Origin of the sequence: Streptomyces spiramenti (genome assembly GCF_012034385.1) — a bacterium.
GTDB lineage: Bacteria > Actinomycetota > Actinomycetes > Streptomycetales > Streptomycetaceae > Streptomyces > Streptomyces spiramenti.
Genome location: NZ_JAAVJB010000101.1, coordinates 1 through 18,019, shown reverse-complemented (window position 1 = coordinate 18,019; position 18,019 = coordinate 1). Strand labels below are relative to the sequence as shown.

At 74.4% G+C, this 18,019-nt stretch carries 6 protein-coding genes; 4 read left to right on the top strand and 2 right to left on the bottom strand.

The genetic code is table 11. The features are described 5' to 3' along the window. Both HCJ92_RS13695 and HCJ92_RS25615 read right to left on the bottom strand, forming a co-directional pair. Window positions 1-1,192: hypothetical protein (locus HCJ92_RS13695; protein ID WP_167933849.1), on the bottom strand; the 1,192-nt coding region annotated here is incomplete at its 3' end. After that, window positions 1,185-2,600, bottom strand: coding sequence for an ATP-binding protein (locus HCJ92_RS25615; RefSeq protein ID WP_167933848.1), 1,416 nt, complete (start codon window positions 2,598-2,600; stop codon window positions 1,185-1,187). The genes HCJ92_RS25615 and HCJ92_RS13695, both read right to left, overlap by 8 nt. Window positions 2,601-2,988: 388 nt before the next feature. Between HCJ92_RS25615 and HCJ92_RS13685 the strand changes: the two genes are divergently transcribed. The 4 genes from HCJ92_RS13685 to HCJ92_RS13670 all read left to right on the top strand — a co-directional run. Further along, entirely contained in the window at window positions 2,989-7,170 is a 4,182-nt protein-coding gene (locus HCJ92_RS13685; protein ID WP_338054167.1) for a LamG domain-containing protein, read from the top strand. A gap of 134 nt (window positions 7,171-7,304) precedes the next feature. Continuing rightward, a complete protein-coding gene (locus HCJ92_RS13680; RefSeq protein WP_167933846.1) occupies window positions 7,305-13,790 on the top strand; it encodes an RHS repeat-associated core domain-containing protein in 6,486 nt (2,161 codons plus the stop codon). Between the two features lie 669 nt (window positions 13,791-14,459). Continuing rightward, a complete protein-coding gene (locus tag HCJ92_RS13675; protein ID WP_167933845.1) occupies window positions 14,460-16,184 on the top strand; it encodes an FAD-dependent oxidoreductase in 1,725 nt (574 codons plus the stop codon). A 126-nt stretch (window positions 16,185-16,310) separates the two neighbouring features. Next, a partial coding sequence (locus HCJ92_RS13670) for a serine/threonine protein kinase (RefSeq protein WP_245240855.1) occupies window positions 16,311-18,019 on the top strand: 1,709 nt, incomplete at its 3' end.

The window sequence follows — 18,019 nt, the reverse complement described above, 5'->3', positions numbered from 1 at the left end:
CGGCCGTCCCGCCGTGCGTCCTGCCGGACCCGGCGGCCACGACCGCCGGGTCCGGCGCGGCGGTGACGACCCCCACGCGCACCCGGTCCGGATCGCGGACCAGGGTCACCCGGGCGTCGCCCCGGGCACCGGCCAGCGCCAGCAGCACCGGTTCCGTCAGGGCGCGGCGGACCTCCGGCACCAGCGGCACCGGGGTGCCCCGCACCGCGAACCGCACCGGCAGGCCGGCGCGTTCCGCCAGGTCCAGACAGGCCCGGAGTTCGTGCACCAACGGGTCGGCCGTCTCGTCGTGCTCCGCGAACAACCGCCGCAACCGGGAGGTCTCGATCGCGCAGCGCTGCCGCACCGCAGGCTCTGCGGGGTCCAGGGAGCCGTCGGCGATGCCGCCGAGCAGCGGCAGCGCCGTGGCCGACAGTTCGCGGTACCGGCGGAGGTGGTCCCGGTGGAGCTGCTCGTCCACCAACCGCCCGGTGTGCAGCCGATCCTCCTCGCGTCGGGCGCGCTGCACCGTCGCGGCCTGCGCGCGCAGCCGCCTCGCGATCGCAGCCACGGCCAGCTGGAAGGCGCAGATGACCACGACGCTGGTGCCCATCCCCGCGAGCAGCACCCGGTCGGGGAGGCCCACCGCGAACAGCTGGACCGTCGTGAGGACCAGCACCGCCCCGAGGCCGGCCGCCAGCAGCGGCAACGGCCGGTCGAGCAGCAGGACGACGATGAACCAGCCGGCGACCATGTAGGACCAGTGACCGCGGCCGAGGAACTGCTCGCCGGAGGCCAATCCGGTGGTCGAGACGGCGGTGGCCGCCACGGTGACCACCAGTGCCGACGTGACCCAGCCGGCGGGGCGGCGCCGGCGGCGCAGCTCGAACCAGAGCTCGGGACCGAGCAGCGCGCTGAGGACCCCGAACGCCACCCATTGCACGGTCGGGTCGCGGTACTCCGGCAGGCTCTCCAACAGGCCGGGGAGGGCAAGGCCGAACTGGACGCCCACGAGGATGACCAGCCCCGCCAGGCGCATGCCGTAGCCGCCGAAGCGGGCGGTGGCGCCCTGGCAGCGACCGGGGGCAGGCCGCGCGGCGGCGTCCGGTGGGGTGCCGGTCGGGGAGCAGCCCGCCCGGCCGGCCGTGGCCGGCGCGGTGGCCGGTTCCGTGGTCGCGGCCGGCGCCGGCGCGGGGCGCATCGGTTCAGACATCGGTCCCCGCCTCTCGCGGTCCCGTCCGGCCGCGGTCGGCGCGGTCGGCGGTGGTGCGCTCCCCGTCACCGCCGCCCGACGGCTCCTCGTCGGCTCCGGCAGCTCCGGCGGCTCCGGCAGCTCCGGCGGCTTCGCCCGTCGCCGTCCGCTCCGCCTCGTGGGGTCGCGGCGCGGGCCAGGTCAGCACCACCGTGGTCGGGCCGCCCGGCCTGGAGCGGACCTCCGCCGCGCCGCCGACCCGCTCCATCCGGCCGACCACCGACCCGGAGAGCCCCCAGCGGTGCCGGGGGACCGCGGCGGGGTCGAAGCCGCGGCCGTCGTCGTCCACCCGCAGCACGATCCGTCCGCCGTCCCGCTCGCACGCGACACGGACCGAAGTGGCCGCCGCGTGGTGGGCGGTGTTGCGCAGCGCCTCGGCCATCGCCCCCCGCAGAGCGGCGCCGACCTCGGCCGGAACCCGGCCGATGCCGGGCGCCGTGCTGGTCGTGATCGGGCCACGATGGCGGGGAAGCTCCGCTGCCAGGATCGCGGCGAGCTCCACTCCGTCCGCGCCGCCGCGGGCGGGCGCCCGCCCGTCACCGGACGGCGCCGGCCCGCCCCTGCCCCCGTCCCCGTCGCGGTCCGTGCCCGGTGAGCCGCCCACCCGCAGCGCCTCCAGTCGGGCCACGTCCCGCGCCGCCTGCGCCCGCAGCACCGCGGCCGGCGGCCCGGCCGGTGCCGAGGCCATCAGCAGGGTGGCGCTGCACGTGTCGTGCAGGACCGCCAGGTACTCCTCCTCCGCGCGCCGCCGCTCCTGCGACAGCTTGTGGCGCCGCCGTGCCTCCGCCGCGGCGGCCAGCGCGCGGTCCTCGGCCCGGCAGCGGCGCAGGACCAGTTGGTACAGCGCGCACCCCATGCCGGCCTGGACCAGCAGCCACAGGATCTGCGGGAGGGCTCCGGTCCAGGTGTCCGGGCGCCCCAGCATCACCCCCAGCAGGTCGGACCCGGTGAGCAGCAGTGCGGCTGCCGCACCGACGAGCAGCGGGTGGGTGAACTGCCAGGCGACGACGGCGACGCTGACGGCGACCAGGACCCAGGCGTGGCCGTGCTCCTCCTGGGCGGCCGGCACGGTCAGCCCCTGCGTGAGGCAGAGCGTCGCGAAGACGGCGAGGTCCCCGCAGGCCACGGCGCGCGGGGCGACCCCCCGCTGCCACCAGCGCAGGTGGAGCACGGTCCACACCACGGCCGCCGCCGCGGCGGTGACGGTGGCCGGCAGCTGGTTCGGCCCGGTTCCCACCAGGGCGAACGCGGCGCAGCAGATGACGACGATGGCCCGACCGCGCAGCACGTAGGAGCGGCCGACCGAGACGAACGCCGTCTCCGCCGGCCCTCGCACCGCCGACGGCGCCGGGACGCGCCGCCTCACCACGCCGCCCGGATCATGGTGATGTGTGCCTGGTCGATGGCCATGGCGTGACCCCCTGTGTAGCGGTGGCGCGAAACGGTCACGGAACCTCCACATGTGCTCTAGCGTTCGAGCCCGTTGATGCTGACCTCCACTGACAGATCCATGCGCCGCATCCCTGCCCTCGTCGACGCCGTTCGTCCGGCGGTTCGCGCGCCGTGGCCGGGGTGGCCGGCGCCCCGAACGAGGAGCGCCGATGGCGACGGGTCGGACACGTACGACGACGAGGCTGGTCGCGCTGGCGGCCTGTGCGGCCGTGTGGGCCGGTGGGCTGCCACCGGTCGCGCAGGCGGCCGGTCCCCGGCAGGATGACACGCCCGCGGTGGCGAGCACCCCCGGGTACCCGGCTTCCGTGCCGGAGAGCACCGCCGAGGCCGCCGCGGTGGCCGCTGCCGAGGAGACCGGCGAGCCGGTCGAGGTGATCGAGCTGCGCGGTGAGACCCGCGAGGTGGTGGCGCTGCCGGACGGCACGCTGGAGGCGCGCGAGTACGTGACGCCCGTGTGGTCGCGGACGGACGGCGACTGGCGGCGCGTCGACACCGACCTCCGCGCCGCCGCCGACGGGCTCCGGCCGGTGGCCGCGACCGTCGGGCTGCGCTTCTCCGGCGGCGGGGACGACCCGCTCGCCACACTGTCCCGCAACGGTCGCCACCTCGCTATGAGCTGGCCGACGCCGCTTCCGGAACCCACCGTGGACGGCCCCGACGCCACGTACGCGGAGGTGCTGCCCGGTGTGGACCTGCGGGTCTCCGCCGGCGCCGACGGCTTCGTGACGCTGCTCGTCGTCAAGGACCGCGAGGCGGCCGAGAACCCCGCCCTGCGCGAGCTGCGGTTCGAGTTGGCGGCGGACGGCGTCGACGTCGCGGTCACCGACGACGGCGGGCTGCGGGCCGCCGGCCCGGCGGCCGAGACGGTGTTCGAGGCCCCGCCGCCCCTGATGTGGGACTCCGGGACCGCGGGTGACGCCCCCGGCGGCGACCGTTCGGCCGCCGCCGCCGTCACCGCGGACACCGAAGCCGAGACCGAAGCCGGCACCGGCCCTGCCGACGCCACCGCCGGCACCGGCGGCGAGGACGGCCCGGCCGCCGGACCGGTGGAGTCCTCCCGGGTGGCCGAGATCGACACCCGGGTGACCACCGGCGGCGAGCTGGTGCTGCGCCCCGACGCCGCGCTGCTCGGCGGCGCGGACACCAGCTACCCGGTCTACATCGACCCCCAGTGGCACTCACCGCGCGCCTCGGCCTGGGCGATGACCTCGCGGGCCTACCCCACCACCCGCTACTGGCAGTTCAGCGGCAAGAACGACGAGGGACTCGGCAACTGCACCGGCTGGGCGGGCTGCACCTCCGGCGACGTCAAGCGGTTGTTCTACCGGATCGACACCTCCCGCTTCGCCGGTACCCGGGTGATGTCCGCCGAGTTCGTCGTGCGCAACACCCACTCCGCCCAGTGCTCGAACCACCCCGTGCAGCTGTGGCGGACGAAGGGCATCTCCAGCTCCACCAGCTGGAACACCCAGAACGCCTCCGGCTTCTGGGTCGAGCGGCTGAGCACCCAGTCGTTCCACCACGGCGGCGGCCAGTCCGCCTGCAAGCCCGCCGGCGACGCCGAGTTCCCGATCCGGGCGGCCATCCAGAAGGCCGCCGACAACCGCACCGCCACCCTCACCTTCGGGCTGCGCGCCGGCAGCGAGACCAACGCCAACCAGTGGAAGCGGTTCCACAAGAACGCGCACCTCCGCGTCCAGTACAACCGCCCGCCGGCGCAGATGAAGATGTCGCAGCTGACCATGGAGTACGGCGGCACCTGCAAGGGGCCGGGCAAGGGCTCCGCGGTCCGCACCCTCGGCCAGCTGCGCGCGGCCTCGGCCACCGACCCGGACGGCGACAACGTACGCGTCCAGTTCCAGGTCAAGCGGGGCGCCGAGGTCCTGTGGAACTCCGGGCTGACCACGGCCAAGAAGTCCGGCAGCAGCTTCTCCGTGAACCTGCCGTCCACCCTGCCGCGCGACGTCGAACTGCACTGGCACACCCGCGTGTACGACGGAGCCGACTACGGGCCCTGGTCCAGTGCCGGCACGCCCACGGCCTGCTACTTCACCTACGACTCCTCCGTGCCCGCGGCGCCCGCCATCGGCTCGACCCAGTACCCGGAATCCGATCCGGCCGACCCCGAGGACCCGTGGCACGACGGCGTCGGCCGGTACGGCACCTTCACCCTGGCCAGTCCCGCCGCGGACGTGGTCGCCTACCGGTACGGCGTGAACACCGACCCGCTGCCCGCCAACCGCGTCGCCGTCGCCCGCGGTGCCGCCGGGACCGTCCTGGTCCTGCCCGACAGCCCCGGCCTCCACTTCGTGACCGCCCAGGCCCTCGACGGCGCGGGCAACGCCTCGGAGACCCGCACCTACCAGTACCGGGTCGGCTCCGGTCCCGGTGAACGCATCCGGTGGGCCCTCGACGACCCGGCGGGCGCGGACGCCTTCGCCGGCTCCGCCCCCGAACGCCAGGCCCGCCTGGTCGGCGGTGCCGCCGCGGGCGCCGCCGGTGCCCTCGGCACCGCGCTGGCCCTCGACGGCGTCGACGGTCACGCCGTGACCGCCGGCCCCGTCGTGGAGACCGGTGGTTTCCACACCGTCTCCGCCTGGGTGAGGCTCGACCGGCTCCCCGACGGCGACGCCGTCGTCGTCAGTCAGGCCGGTCGCCACAAGCCCGGCATGGAACTCTCCTACCGTGCCGCCGACGGCGCCTGGTCCTTCGGCCGGTACCGGCAGGACGCCCCCGGGCACGTCACCGCCGACCGCGTCACCGACACCCGCCCCGCCGCCGCAGGCGAGTGGACGCACCTTCTCGGCTCCTGGGACGGCACCGCGCTGCGGTTGTACGTCGACGGTCGCGCCGCGGGGACGCACACGGCTCCGACCGCCTGGGACGCCCGCGGCCCGCTGCGGATCGGCGCCGGCCACCAGGACGGGGAGACCGCCGGCCACCTGCCGGGCGCCGTGGACGAGGTCGCGCTCTTCGCCGGGTTCCTGCGCGGCGACGACCCCGACATCGCCCGTCTCCACGCCAAGGAGCGACTGCGCGAGTCGCCCGGCCGCCCCGCCGTGGCCCTGTTCGACCTCGACGAGCCGTCGTCCGCGACGTCCGTCTCCGGCGCGGCGGACGTCATCCCCGCTCGGCTCCACGGCGCCGTGGAGACCGGGGTCGACGGGGTCCAGGCCGGTGCCGCCGCCTTCGACGGCACCACCGGGCACGCCCTGGCCGACGCCGGTGTCGTCCGCACCGACGCCAGCTTCACCGTCTCGGCGTGGGCCCGGCTCGACAAGAGCCGCGGCACGGGTGCCGCGGTCATCGCCTCGCAGCACGGCCGGGAGCGGCCCGGCTTCGAGCTGTACTACTCCCGCGTCTACGACCGCTGGGCCTTCAACCAGTACTCGGCGGACGCCGTCGGCGCCACCCCGGTCCGCGCGCTGCAACCCGCCGGCACCTCCGCCCGCGACGGCGAGTGGGCCCACCTGGTCGGCGTCCACGACGCCGTCCGGCAGACCCTCACCCTCTACGTCAACGGGCGCGCAGTCAGCACCACGAGCCACACCGCTCCCTGGCACGCCCCTGGCCGGGTCTCGATCGGCGCCGGCCGGTACGCCGAGAACGCCGGCTCCTACTTCCCCGGCGAGATCGACGACGTCCGCGTCCACGACCGCGTGGTCACCGCCCGCGAGGTCACCCAGCTCTACCAGCAGCCCGCCCGGGTGACCGGACGGTGGATGTTCGAGACCGCCACGGCCGGGGCCACCCCCGACGCCTCCCCGGAGGGCAACGCGCTCACCCTCGCGCCGGGCGCCGCCATCGGCACCGGCTGGGTCGACTCCGGCGCGCTCGACCTCGACGGGGTCGGCGGCCACGCCCGCACCACCCGCCTGCCCGTCGCCACCGACGGCAGCTTCACCGTCGCCGGCTGGGCGCAGGCCGCCGGGGCACCGACCGGCCCGGTGACCTGGCTCAGCGCGGCGGGCAGCGCCCGCGACGCCCTCGCGGTCCGCTGGGTCCCCGACCCCGAGGACCCGGAGTGGGGGACCTGGCGCCTCCACCTCACCTCCGACGACGACGCCGCCGGAACAGTCACCGAGATCGTCAACCAGGCGGTCGCCGACGTCCGTTCCTGGCACCACCTGGCCGTGGTCTACGACGGGCTGGACAAGACCGCTCAGCTGTACGTCGACGGTCGGCTGGAGGAGGTCGTCTGCGCCGACCCGTCCGACCTCGACGGGCCCACGGACGACGCACCGGCCACCGCCGACAGCACCGGCTGCGTACCCGGTGGCTCCTGGGCGGAGAACGCCCTGGCCTTCGAGGCGACCGGCGCGCTGGAGGTCGGCCGGTCGGCCCGTACCGACAGCGGGCCGGGGGAGCACTGGCCGGGATCGGTGGACGACCTCTGGGCTTTCCAGGGCGTCCTGACCGAGCACCAGGTCCGCTCACTGGCCGCCGGCACCGCCGGCCTGCCGACCCAGGTCCCCGGCGTCGACTGACCGACGGCGGACCACCGGTGCCCGGCCGTTCCCGGCCGGGCACCGGGTCCCGCGCGCCCGAACGCGGCGCCGCACCACCTGACGAGGCCGAGCGCGGCCCGTCACGCCACTTCCGAGGAAGAGGGGCACATCAGATGACAGCCAATCCGCGGTGGCCGCGGCGGCTCACCGCGACCCGCCGCGCCACCGCAGGGGCCGTGGCCACGGTTCTGCTCGCCGGACTGGTGCAGGCCGTCTCGGCGCCGACCGCCGTCGGCGACCAGAACCGCCCGGCGCTGCCGCAGGCGGAGGAACCGGTCGACAGCGCCGGTGAACTGCCCGTGCTGCCGCGCCACCAGGGGGAGACACCGCCGGCGCCCGTCCCCGCGCCCGAGGGCGAGCAGACGCCGCCCACCGGGAGCGCGGACGTCACCCTCGCCGGTCCGGGGAGCGGACCGCTGCCGACGCGCGCCGGGGACCTCCCCGTCACGCTGGGTTCGGTCACCGCCCCCGCCACCGCCACCGTCGAGGTGCGCGACCTGGCGGAGCGCACGGACGGCCCCGCCGGCGACGGCGCGCTGGTCGTCATCGACGCCCGCCCGACCGACCCCGCCGCCCCCGGGGCCCCGGCCACCGGCGCCGAACTCTTCCGCGCCGACGCCGGTGCGGCCGGCGACACGCTCCGCGCCGACGTCACCGTCGACTACAGCTCCTTCGCCCGCGCCCACGGCGGCGGGTACGCCGCCCGCCTCACGCTCTCCCGGCTGCCCGGCTGCGCCGCCGACACCCCGGAGCAGGCGGAATGCGCCACCCCCGAACCGCTGGACGCGCGCAACGACACCGCGGCCCGCACCCTCACCGTGACCGGGCTCGACCTGCCCGCCGGTGAGCCCGTCGTCCTCCTCGCCTCCTCCGAGGCCGAGAGCGAGGAGGGGGACTGGACCGCCACGGACCTCGCGCCGTCGTCCGCCTGGGAGACCGACCTCAACACCGGTGACTTCACCTGGTCGCACCCCTTCCCCGCTCCCGAGGTCCCCGGCGGCCTGACGCCCTCGCTGGGGCTGGGCTACAGCTCCGGCTCCATCGACGGCCGCACCGGCGGCAGCAACAACCAGGGCTCGTGGGCAGGTGACGGCTTCCACCTCTGGCCCGGCTACATCGAGCGCAAGTACGAGTCCTGCGCGGTCGAGGAGTTCGAGAACTCCGACGGACACGCCGTCCACGACCTCTGCTGGGACCACGACAACGCCCACATCTCCTTCAACGGCATCGGCGGCGAGCTCGTCCCCGACGGCACCGACCGCTGGAAGCTCCAGAGCGACGACGGCACCGTCGTCGACCGGCTCCGCTCCACCGCACGCGGCAACGGCGACAACGACGGCGAGTACTGGCGCCTCACCGACCCCGAGGGAACCCGCTACTACTTCGGCTACCACCGGCTCCCCGGCTGGAGCACCGGCCGCGACACCACCGACTCCACCTGGACCGTCCCGGTCTACGGCAACGACCGCGGCGAGCCCTGCCACAGCGCGACCGCGAAGGACGCCTGGTGCCAGCAGGGCTGGCGCTGGAACCTCGACTACGTCGTCGACTCCCGCGGCAACGCGGCGGCCTACTACTACACCAAGGAGGAGAACTCCTACAGCCGCTTCCTCGACACCGACAACAACACCCGCTACACCCGCGGCGGCAGCATCGACCGCATCGAGTACGGCCTCCACCGCGACAGCGTCTACACCCAGCGCCCCCTCGCCAAGGTCCTCTTCACCGGCGCGGACCGCTGCCTGGCCGGCGGCGGCGCCGACTGCTCCGACATCCGCAAGGACTCCCGCCACTGGTACGACACCCCGTGGGACCTCAACTGCGACAAGGACGAGGAGTGCGACACCGGCCGTTACAGCCCCACCTTCTGGACCACTGAGCGCCTGGCGAAGGTCACCACCCAGATCCTCACCCCCGACGGCCACCGCGACGTCGACTCCTGGCAGCTGCGCCACCGCTGGGGCACCGCCGACGTCAACTACCAGCTGCTGCTGACCGGCGTGCAGCACACCGGCCACACCGCTGCGGCGCCGGTGACGCTGCCCGCCACGACCTTCGCCTACGAGCAGCTCCCCAACCGGCTCGACCGCACCGGTGACGGCTACGCCCCGTTCATCAAGGCCCGGGTCTCCTCCGTCGCCGACGAGGCCGGCGGCCAGATCGACGTCGGCTACTCGGCACCCGCCTGCACCACCGGCTCCACCCCGACGCCCCACACCAACACCACCCGCTGCTTCCCGCAGTACCTGGGCGGCGGCCCCGACCACGACGCCGAACTGCACTGGTTCAACAAGTACGTCGTCGAGTCCGTCACGGCCACCGACCGCACCGGCGGCGCGCCGGACCAGGTGACGCGCTACCAGTACCTCGGCGGCGGCGCCTGGCACTACGACGACGACAACGGCCTCGTGCCCGAGGACGAGAAGACCTGGTCCGTCTGGCGCGGCTACGGACACGTGCGCGTGACCACCGGCGGTCAGACCTCGACCTCCTCCCAGGAGGACCACTACTTCCTCCGCGGTATGCACGGCGACCGGCTCAACCCCTCGGGTGGCACGCGCACCGTCACCGTCGCCCTCGGCGCCGGCGAGGGGGCGGCGCTCACCGACCACCGGGCGCTCGCCGGCTTCGCCTACCGGACCGTCACCTTCGACGCCCCCGGCGGCAAGGTCCTGGAGCGGACCGTCACCCGCCCCTGGAACCACCGCACCGCCCGCAGCGTCCGCGACTGGGGCACCCTCACCTCCGACTTCGTCGACATCGCCTCCCGCCACGCCTGGACCTCGCTCGACGCCGGCGCAGGTGAGCGCTGGCGGACCACCGACCAGTTCTTCACCTACGACACGGTCGCCGGACGCGTCACCACCGAGGACATCCGCGGTGACTCCGCCACCACCGACGACGACCAGTGCACCCGCACCAGCTACGCCACCGACGCCCCCGGTGGCATCCTCACCGCCGTCTCCCGCGAGGAGACCGTCGCCGGCCGTTGCTCCCTCACCCCCGACCGCGCCCGCGACGTCACCACGGACGTCCGCTACGCCTACGACGGCAAGGCGTTCGGCGCGGCCCCCACCCACGGCGAGGTGACCGCCACCGCCGTCCTCCACGAGCACGACGGCACCACCGGCACCTACATCGAGTCCGCCACCGAATACGACCGCTACGGCCGGGTGCTCAAGCTCACCGACATCACCGGCGAGCTCCGCTTCACCGGGACCGACGCCCCCGTGCGCACCGCCCGCGACGACGGACTCAGCACCACCACCGTCTACAGCCCGGCCACCGGCATCCCCGTCACCGTCACCGAGACCACCCCGCCGGCCGTCGCGGGCGACGCCACGACCGCCCAGCGCATCACCACCACCCTCGACCCGCGCCGCCCGGTGGCCGTGCGCACCACCGACACCAACAACCGCACCACCCACGCCGAGCACGACGCCTTCGGCCGCCTCACCAAGGTCTGGTTCCCCGACCGCACGCTCCGGCAGCTCCCCAGCACCGAGTACGTCTACCGACTCGCCGAGGGCCAGCCGGCCGCGGTGGGCACCCGCACCATCGGAAACCGCGGTGTCCAGGACACCTCCTGGGTGCTCTACGACGGACTGCTGCGCGAGCGGCAGAGCCAGACACCCGGTCCGGGCGGCGGCCGGCTGATCGCCGACACCTTCTACGACGAGCGCGGTCTCACCGCCAAGACGTTCGCCGACTACTACGCCGACGGCCCGCCCTCCGCCACCCTCTTCCAGGTCGCCGACGAGTCCCTCGTCGAGTCCCAGACCCGCCACACCCACGACGGGCTCGGCCGCGAGACCGTCACCCGTGTCATGGCGGGCGACGGCGACGGCGGCAGGGAACTGTCGGTGATCCGGGCCGAACACCTCGGGGACCGCTCCGTGGTGGTCCCGCCCGAGGGCGGCACCACCACGACCACGATCATCAACGCCCTGGGCGAGGTCGCCGAGCGGCGCCACCACCACGGCCGCTCGCCCGACTCCGCCTACGACGCCACCCACTACGACTACGACGCCCACGGCCGCCTCGCCTCGGTCACCGACGCCGAGGACAACGTCTGGCGGTACGAGTACGACCTGATCGGCAACGAGACCGCCGTCCACGACCCGGTCTCCGGCACCCGCCGCTCCACCTACGACCAGCGCGGCCTGCTCCGCTCGTCCACCGACGGCCGCGGCACCACACTCGTCCGCGAGTACGACGGCATCGGCCGCGCCACCGCCCTGCGCGAAGGTGACGCGGACGGCACACTCCTCGCCGAGTGGGAGTACGACACCGTCAGCGGCGCCGTCGGCCAGCAGACCCGCGCCACCCGCTGGCACGAGGGCAACGCCTACGTCAGCGAGAACATCGCCTTCGACAGCCTCTACCGGCCGGTCCGCACCCGCGTCACCATCCCGGACTCCGAAGGGGAACTGGCCGGCTCCTACGTCTCCAGCAGCGAGTACGAGCCCTCCGGCGTCCTGCGCTCCGTCGGCCTGCCGGCCGCCGGGTCCCTGCCCGGACAGAACCTCACCTTCGGCTACGAGGACGGCACCCTGCGACCGGTCACCGCCCGCGGCCCGCGCGGCATCGCCGTCGACACCCGCTACAGCCTCACCGGGAAGCCCCAGCAGTTCGAACTCTCCGCTGCCGGCGGCAAGAAGATCTGGGCCACCAACACCTACGAGTGGGGCACCCAGTTCCTCACCACCACCCGCGTGGAGCGCGCCGACCAGCCGGGCGTGGACCGGCACGAGACCTACCGCTACGACCAGGTCGGCAACGTGCTCTCCGTCTCCGACGTCGGCGGCGGGACCACCGACACCCAGTGCTTCACCTACGACCACCTCCGCCGCCTGACCGAGGCGTGGACCGAGGCCCGCACCGACTGCGCCGCCGACGGCGACGCCGCCACCGTGGCCGGCCCCGCCCCCTACCACCACAGCTACGCCTACGACCCGCTCGGCAACCGCACCACGGAGACCGACCACGAGGCCGGCCTCGACCGCGCCTACCACTACGACGCCGACCAGCCGTACGCCGTCGCCGCCGTCGAGGACACCGGCCCGGACGGCACCACCCTGCGCCGCGAGTACGGCTACGACGCCGCCGGAAACACCGTGACCCGCGACCGGCCGGCCGCGGACGGCACCACCGAGCAGACCCTCACCTGGAACGCCGAGGGCCGCGTCTCCGAGGTCGACAACGGCGACGGCTCCGGCACCACCCGCTACGTCTACGACACCGCCAACACCAGGCTCATCGGCCGGACCGAGGACACCGCCACGCTCTACCTCGGCCACACCCAGGTGACGGTCGAGACCGGCTCCGGCGCCGCCACCGCCACGCGCTACCTCGACCTCGGCGGCGGCCACCAGGCCCTCGTCGCCGACGACGGCACCGTCTCCTTCACCCTCGCCGACCACCACGCCACCGGCCACCTCGCGATCGGCGCCGAGGACCACACCGTGGTGCGGCGCCGCACCCTGCCCTTCGGCGGTATCCGGGGCGAGGCACCGGAGGACTGGCCCGGCACCAAGGCGTTCGTCGGTGCCACCGACGACACCGAGGACACCGGCCTCCTGGGCGTCGGGGCCCGCGAGTACGACGCGGAACTCGGCCGGTTCCTCAGCGCCGACCCCGTCCTCGACATCTCCAACCCCCAGCAGATGCACGGCTACTCCTACGCCTACAACAACCCGCTCGCCTTCACCGACCCCACCGGCCTCTTCGGCAAGGCCATCGGCAACGCGCTGAAGAAGATCGGAAAGGCGATCGGCAAAGCGATCGGGAAGGCCGTCGGCAAGGCGAAGGGGAAGGCGAAGGGCATCGCCACGCGCGGCCCCAAACGCTCGTCAGGCGGCGGCAAGGGCACCGTCGGCAGGAGCCCCGGCTCGGTCGGCAAGGGCAAGTCCGGCGGCGTCGGCTGGATCGCCCGCGGCAGCGGAGGCATGCGCGGCGGCGGCGCCTCGGTCTTCCGCGTCTCCAGCGGCGGCCGTGACTTCGTCCCCGCCCCCTGGGACACGGACACCGACTGCAACGCCATGTGTCAGTTCGACAAGCTCGCCACCAGTTGCCCCAAGCCGAGCGGGCGCGACGACTGCAACCCGTGGGGCATTGGCGGCTGGTGGGTCACCTACCTGTGGGCGGCTGGCCTGGGACCCGATAAATGGACATTCACCGAGGGGGACCAGTTCACCGAGGAGATGCGGAGGACGAAGCACATGGAGAAGGTGCGCGAGCGTCTTGCCACCGACCTGCAAGGGGCAGGCACCGGAATGCTCGATGCCGGTAAGTACGACTACCGGTCCGAGGACCTGACCGGGTGGCAACGTGCTGGGCGAATCATCCAGGACGGCGTGGGATACGCCTGGGGTGTCGGCAACAACGCCGAGACCATCGGGTCGTACAGCGTGTTCGTCCACGTCGAGAGCATCGACCACGACGCCGGCACCGCGACGGTGGTCTTCCGGGTGAGGGACCGGCTCAACTCGGAGTCCGCCTTCCGCGACCCGATCAACGGATACGACACCGACAAGCCCAAGAGCACGGACGGCACCGAGATCGACGTCGTGTGGCGGGAGACCATCACCCTGAAGTAGCCCCCGCCCCCCACTCCCGCCCCCCCCGCCGCCCGACGCCCTCCGCGTCCGGGCGACGGGGCGGGCCGCCATGTGTGTACGGGCCCGTCATGTGTGGGCGGCGCGGAGGTTGTGGGTCGATCGAGCGTCACCGCCGCGCGCCTCCCGGCGGTACCGTCTCCGGCGGTAGCCGAGAATTCTCGCGGTTGCCAGAGCCGTGTTCGCGCCGGGGGGTCGGAGCGAACACCCGGCGCCTCCCTCCGCGGGTGGTGCCGGGCATCCGGGGGGAGCGGCTCACAAACGACGCGGCGGAGCGCACCGGCTGTCCTCGGACCAGGACGCGCCGGGCGTCGGATCGTCCACGGGGGGCGACCCGACGCACGCGCGCCGTTGCGCACAGCGCCCGGCGCCCGGCGGTGACAGCACCCGCCCGGCGCCGTCGCGCGTCCGGCCGGATACAGCAGCGAACTCTTGCGCAGCGTGACGACACGGCTGCCTCCCGTTGTCGCTCCCGTTCCGTCGGCCCCACGGCACGCCCGGGCCGGTCGCCGTCCGCTCACCCCTGCTGCCGGGGGCTTCGCCACCTGTCCCCCCGCTGTTCGGACGGGTGTGCGGCGACAGGTGGACAGAAATCGGTGACGATGGGAAGGAGAGGGAAGAGAGACATCGGACGAACGAGAGGGCAGGCCAGTGAAGACAGCCGTACTGGGACCGGCCGAGCGGACCGAGGCGCTACGGCGGATGGCGGACCGCGAGCTCGATGTGCTGGTGGTCGGAGGTGGCGTGGTCGGCGCCGGCACCGCGCTGGACGCCGCGACCCGGGGTCTCAGCACCGGGCTGCTGGAAGCGCGGGACTGGGCCGCCGGGACATCCAGTCGCTCCAGCAAACTCATCCACGGTGGTCTGCGCTATCTGGAGATGCTGGACTTCGCCCTGGTCCGGGAAGCGCTCAAGGAACGCGGGCTCCTGCTGGGGCGGCTCGCCCCCCACCTGGTGAAGCCCGTCCCCTTCCTCTACCCGTTGCAGCACCGGGGATGGGAGCGGCTCTACGCGGGCTCCGGCGTCGCGCTCTACGACGCGATGTCGGTCTCCTCCGGGCACGGCCGCGGGCTGCCCGTCCACCGCCACCTCAGCCGGAGCAAGGCGCTGCGGGTCGCCCCCGCACTGCGGAAGGACGCCCTCGTCGGCGCCCTCCAGTACTACGACGCCCAGATGGACGACGCCCGGTTCGTCTCCGCGCTGGTCCGCACCGCCGCCGGCTACGGCGCCCAGTGCGCCAACCGCGCGCGGGTGACCGGCGTGCTGCGCGAGGGCGAGCGCGTCGTCGGTGTCACCGTCGACGACCTGGAGTCCGACGACGGCAACGGAGGGTTCCGCACCCTGGAGATCCGCGCCAAGCAGGTCGTCAACGCCACCGGGGTCTGGACCGACGACACCCAGGGCATGATCGCGGAGCGCGGCCAGTTCCACGTCCGCGCCTCCAAGGGCATCCACCTGGTGGTGCCGAAGGACCGCATCCACTCCTCCACCGGGTTGATCCTGCGCACGGAGAAGAGCGTGCTCTTCGTCATCCCGTGGGGCCGTCACTGGATCGTCGGCACCACCGACACCTCCTGGGACCTCGACAAGGCGCATCCCGCGGCCTCCAGCGCCGACATCGACTACCTGCTGGAGCACGTCAACTCCGTGCTGGCGGTACCCCTCACCCGGGACGACGTCGAGGGCGTCTACGCCGGCCTCCGGCCGCTGCTCGCGGGGGAGTCCGAGGCGACGAGCAAGCTGTCGCGCGAGCACACCGTGGCCCACCCGGTCCCCGGGCTCGTCGTCATCGCCGGCGGGAAGTACACGACCTACCGGGTCATGGCGAAGGACGCGGTGGACGCCGCCGTCCACGGGCTGGACGTCCGGGTCGCGGACTGCTGCACCGAGGAGGTGCCGCTCGCCGGGGCCGAGGGCTACCACGCGCTGTGGAACGCGCGCGCCCGGATCGCCGCCCGCGCCGGGCTGCACGTGGCCCGGGTCGAGCACCTGCTCAACCGGCACGGTTCCCTCACCGAGGAGGTACTGGAACTCATCGAGAGCCGGCCCGACCTCGGCGAACCCCTCGGCGGCGCGGACGACTACCTCCGTGCGGAGGTCGTCTACGCCTGCTCCCACGAGGGCGCCCGGCACCTGGAGGACGTGCTCACCCGCCGCACCCGGATCTCCATCGAGACCTTCGACCGGGGCACGCGCAGCGCCCGGGAGTGCGCCGAGCTGATGGCCGGGGTCCTGGGCTGGGACCAGAAGCAGATCGACCGCGAGGTCGAGCACTACGAGAAGCGCGTGGAGGCGGAGCGGGAGTCGCAGCTCCAGCCCGACGACCAGACCGCGGACGCCGCGCGGCTGGGCGCACCGGACACCGTGCCGCTCTGACCTGTCCGACCACCCGCATCACACCGGACGGTGCCCCGCCACGACGGCGGGGCACCGTCCGCGTCTCCGGCCCCGATCCCGGACGCGCGCTCCACGGTGTCGCACCGATGGGTGACAATGTGCGCAATGCCGGAGGGGACACGACACATGGGCCACCACAGCGGGGAGCGCGGCGAAACCGGGAACCCGGAAGAAGCTGCCGCGGTTGCCGAACCGACGGACCAACGGGCGACCGGCGCCGAGGACTCGTCCCCGCCGTCCGGGGCGACGGGGCGATCGGACCGGGACGAAGTCCGTGACGACGCCTCGCACGAAGCCTCGGCGAGCGGCGCCGACGAGCGTCCGGCCGACCGGTCCGGCGACGGGCCGCGGAACGCCTCCGGTCCTGCGGCCGAGTCGCCGCGCACGGTCTCGCTCGGCAAGGTCGAGGAGCCGTCGCCCCCGACCGTCACCCTCGGGTCGGGGCGCCGTGACGTCCCGTCCCCTCGTACCGCCGGTGTGGGTCCCGGCGTGGCCGAGGCGGCCGACGCCCCGGCCACGGACCGGCCGGAGGGCGGGACGCCGCCCGACCCGGGGGCGGCCCCCGAGGCCGAGCCCGACCCCCGGCCCGCACCCGACGGCGATGCCGCCCCCGAGCCCCCGCCGTCCGCGGAACCCGGCCCGGGACCGCACGCCGAGGCCGGCCCCGGGGCGGGGGGCGGCACCGAGCGGTCGAGCGAACTCCGCGTCGAGTACGGGGAGGAGCTCCCCGACGACACCACGGGTGGCGACTACTACGAGGACCGGGCGGAGTTCGTCCCGGTCCCGCCCGTGGAGCTGCTCGCGGGCCGCTACCGCCTCGGCGCGCTGCTGGGGCGCGGCGGCATGGGCACCGTCTGGCGCGCCACCGACGAGGTGTTGGGCCGTCAGGTCGCGGTGAAGGAGCTGCGGCTGTCCTCCGTGATCGACGACGCCGAACGGCGCCGCCTGATCACCCGCACCCTGCGGGAGGCCCGCGCCATCGCCACCATCCGGGGGCGGGGCGTCGTCACCGTCTTCGACGTGGTGGACGAGGGCGACCGCCCCTGGATCGTCATGGAGCTGATCGAGGGCCGGTCCCTGGCCGACGTGATCCGGGAGGACGGGCCGCTGACTCCGCGCCGCGCCGCGGAGGTGGGGCTCGCCGTGGTGGACGTGCTCGCCGCCGCCCACCGCGCGGGGATCGTCCACCGTGACGTGAAGCCGTCCAACGTCCTCGTCTCGGACGTGGACGGCCGGGTCGTGCTCACCGACTTCGGTATCGCCAAGGTCGAGGGCGACCCCTCGATCACCTCCACCGGGATGCTGGTGGGCGCACCCTCCTACATATCCCCCGAGCGGGCCTGCGGCGAGGACTTCGGGCCGCCCGCCGACTACTGGTCGCTGGGCGCGCTGCTCTACTGCGCGCTGGTCGGCCGGCCCCCCTACGACCGGGGCGGGGCGATATCGACCCTGACCGCCGTCATGAACGACCCGGTCAACGTCCCTGAGGCCGCCGGTCCGCTCGGCGAGGTCATCACCGGCCTCCTCGACAAGGACCCGGCCGAGCGGTTCGACGAGCCGGTGACCCGCGCGATGCTGCGGGACGTGCTGGACCGGAGCCGCCGCGCGGCGGCGGGAGCCGGGACGCTGGTGCTCGGCGCGGAGACGCCCCGGCCCGCGAGGACGACGCCGGGCGGGACCACCGCCGCCGCGGAGCGCGCGGCCGGTGCGGCTCCCCGCGCAACGGCCGACTCCGGTGACGTGCCCGGAACGGCCGCTGCCGGGCCCGGGGTCGCCCGTTCCGGCGCGCCCGCCGCCGAGGCGTCGCCCGCGCC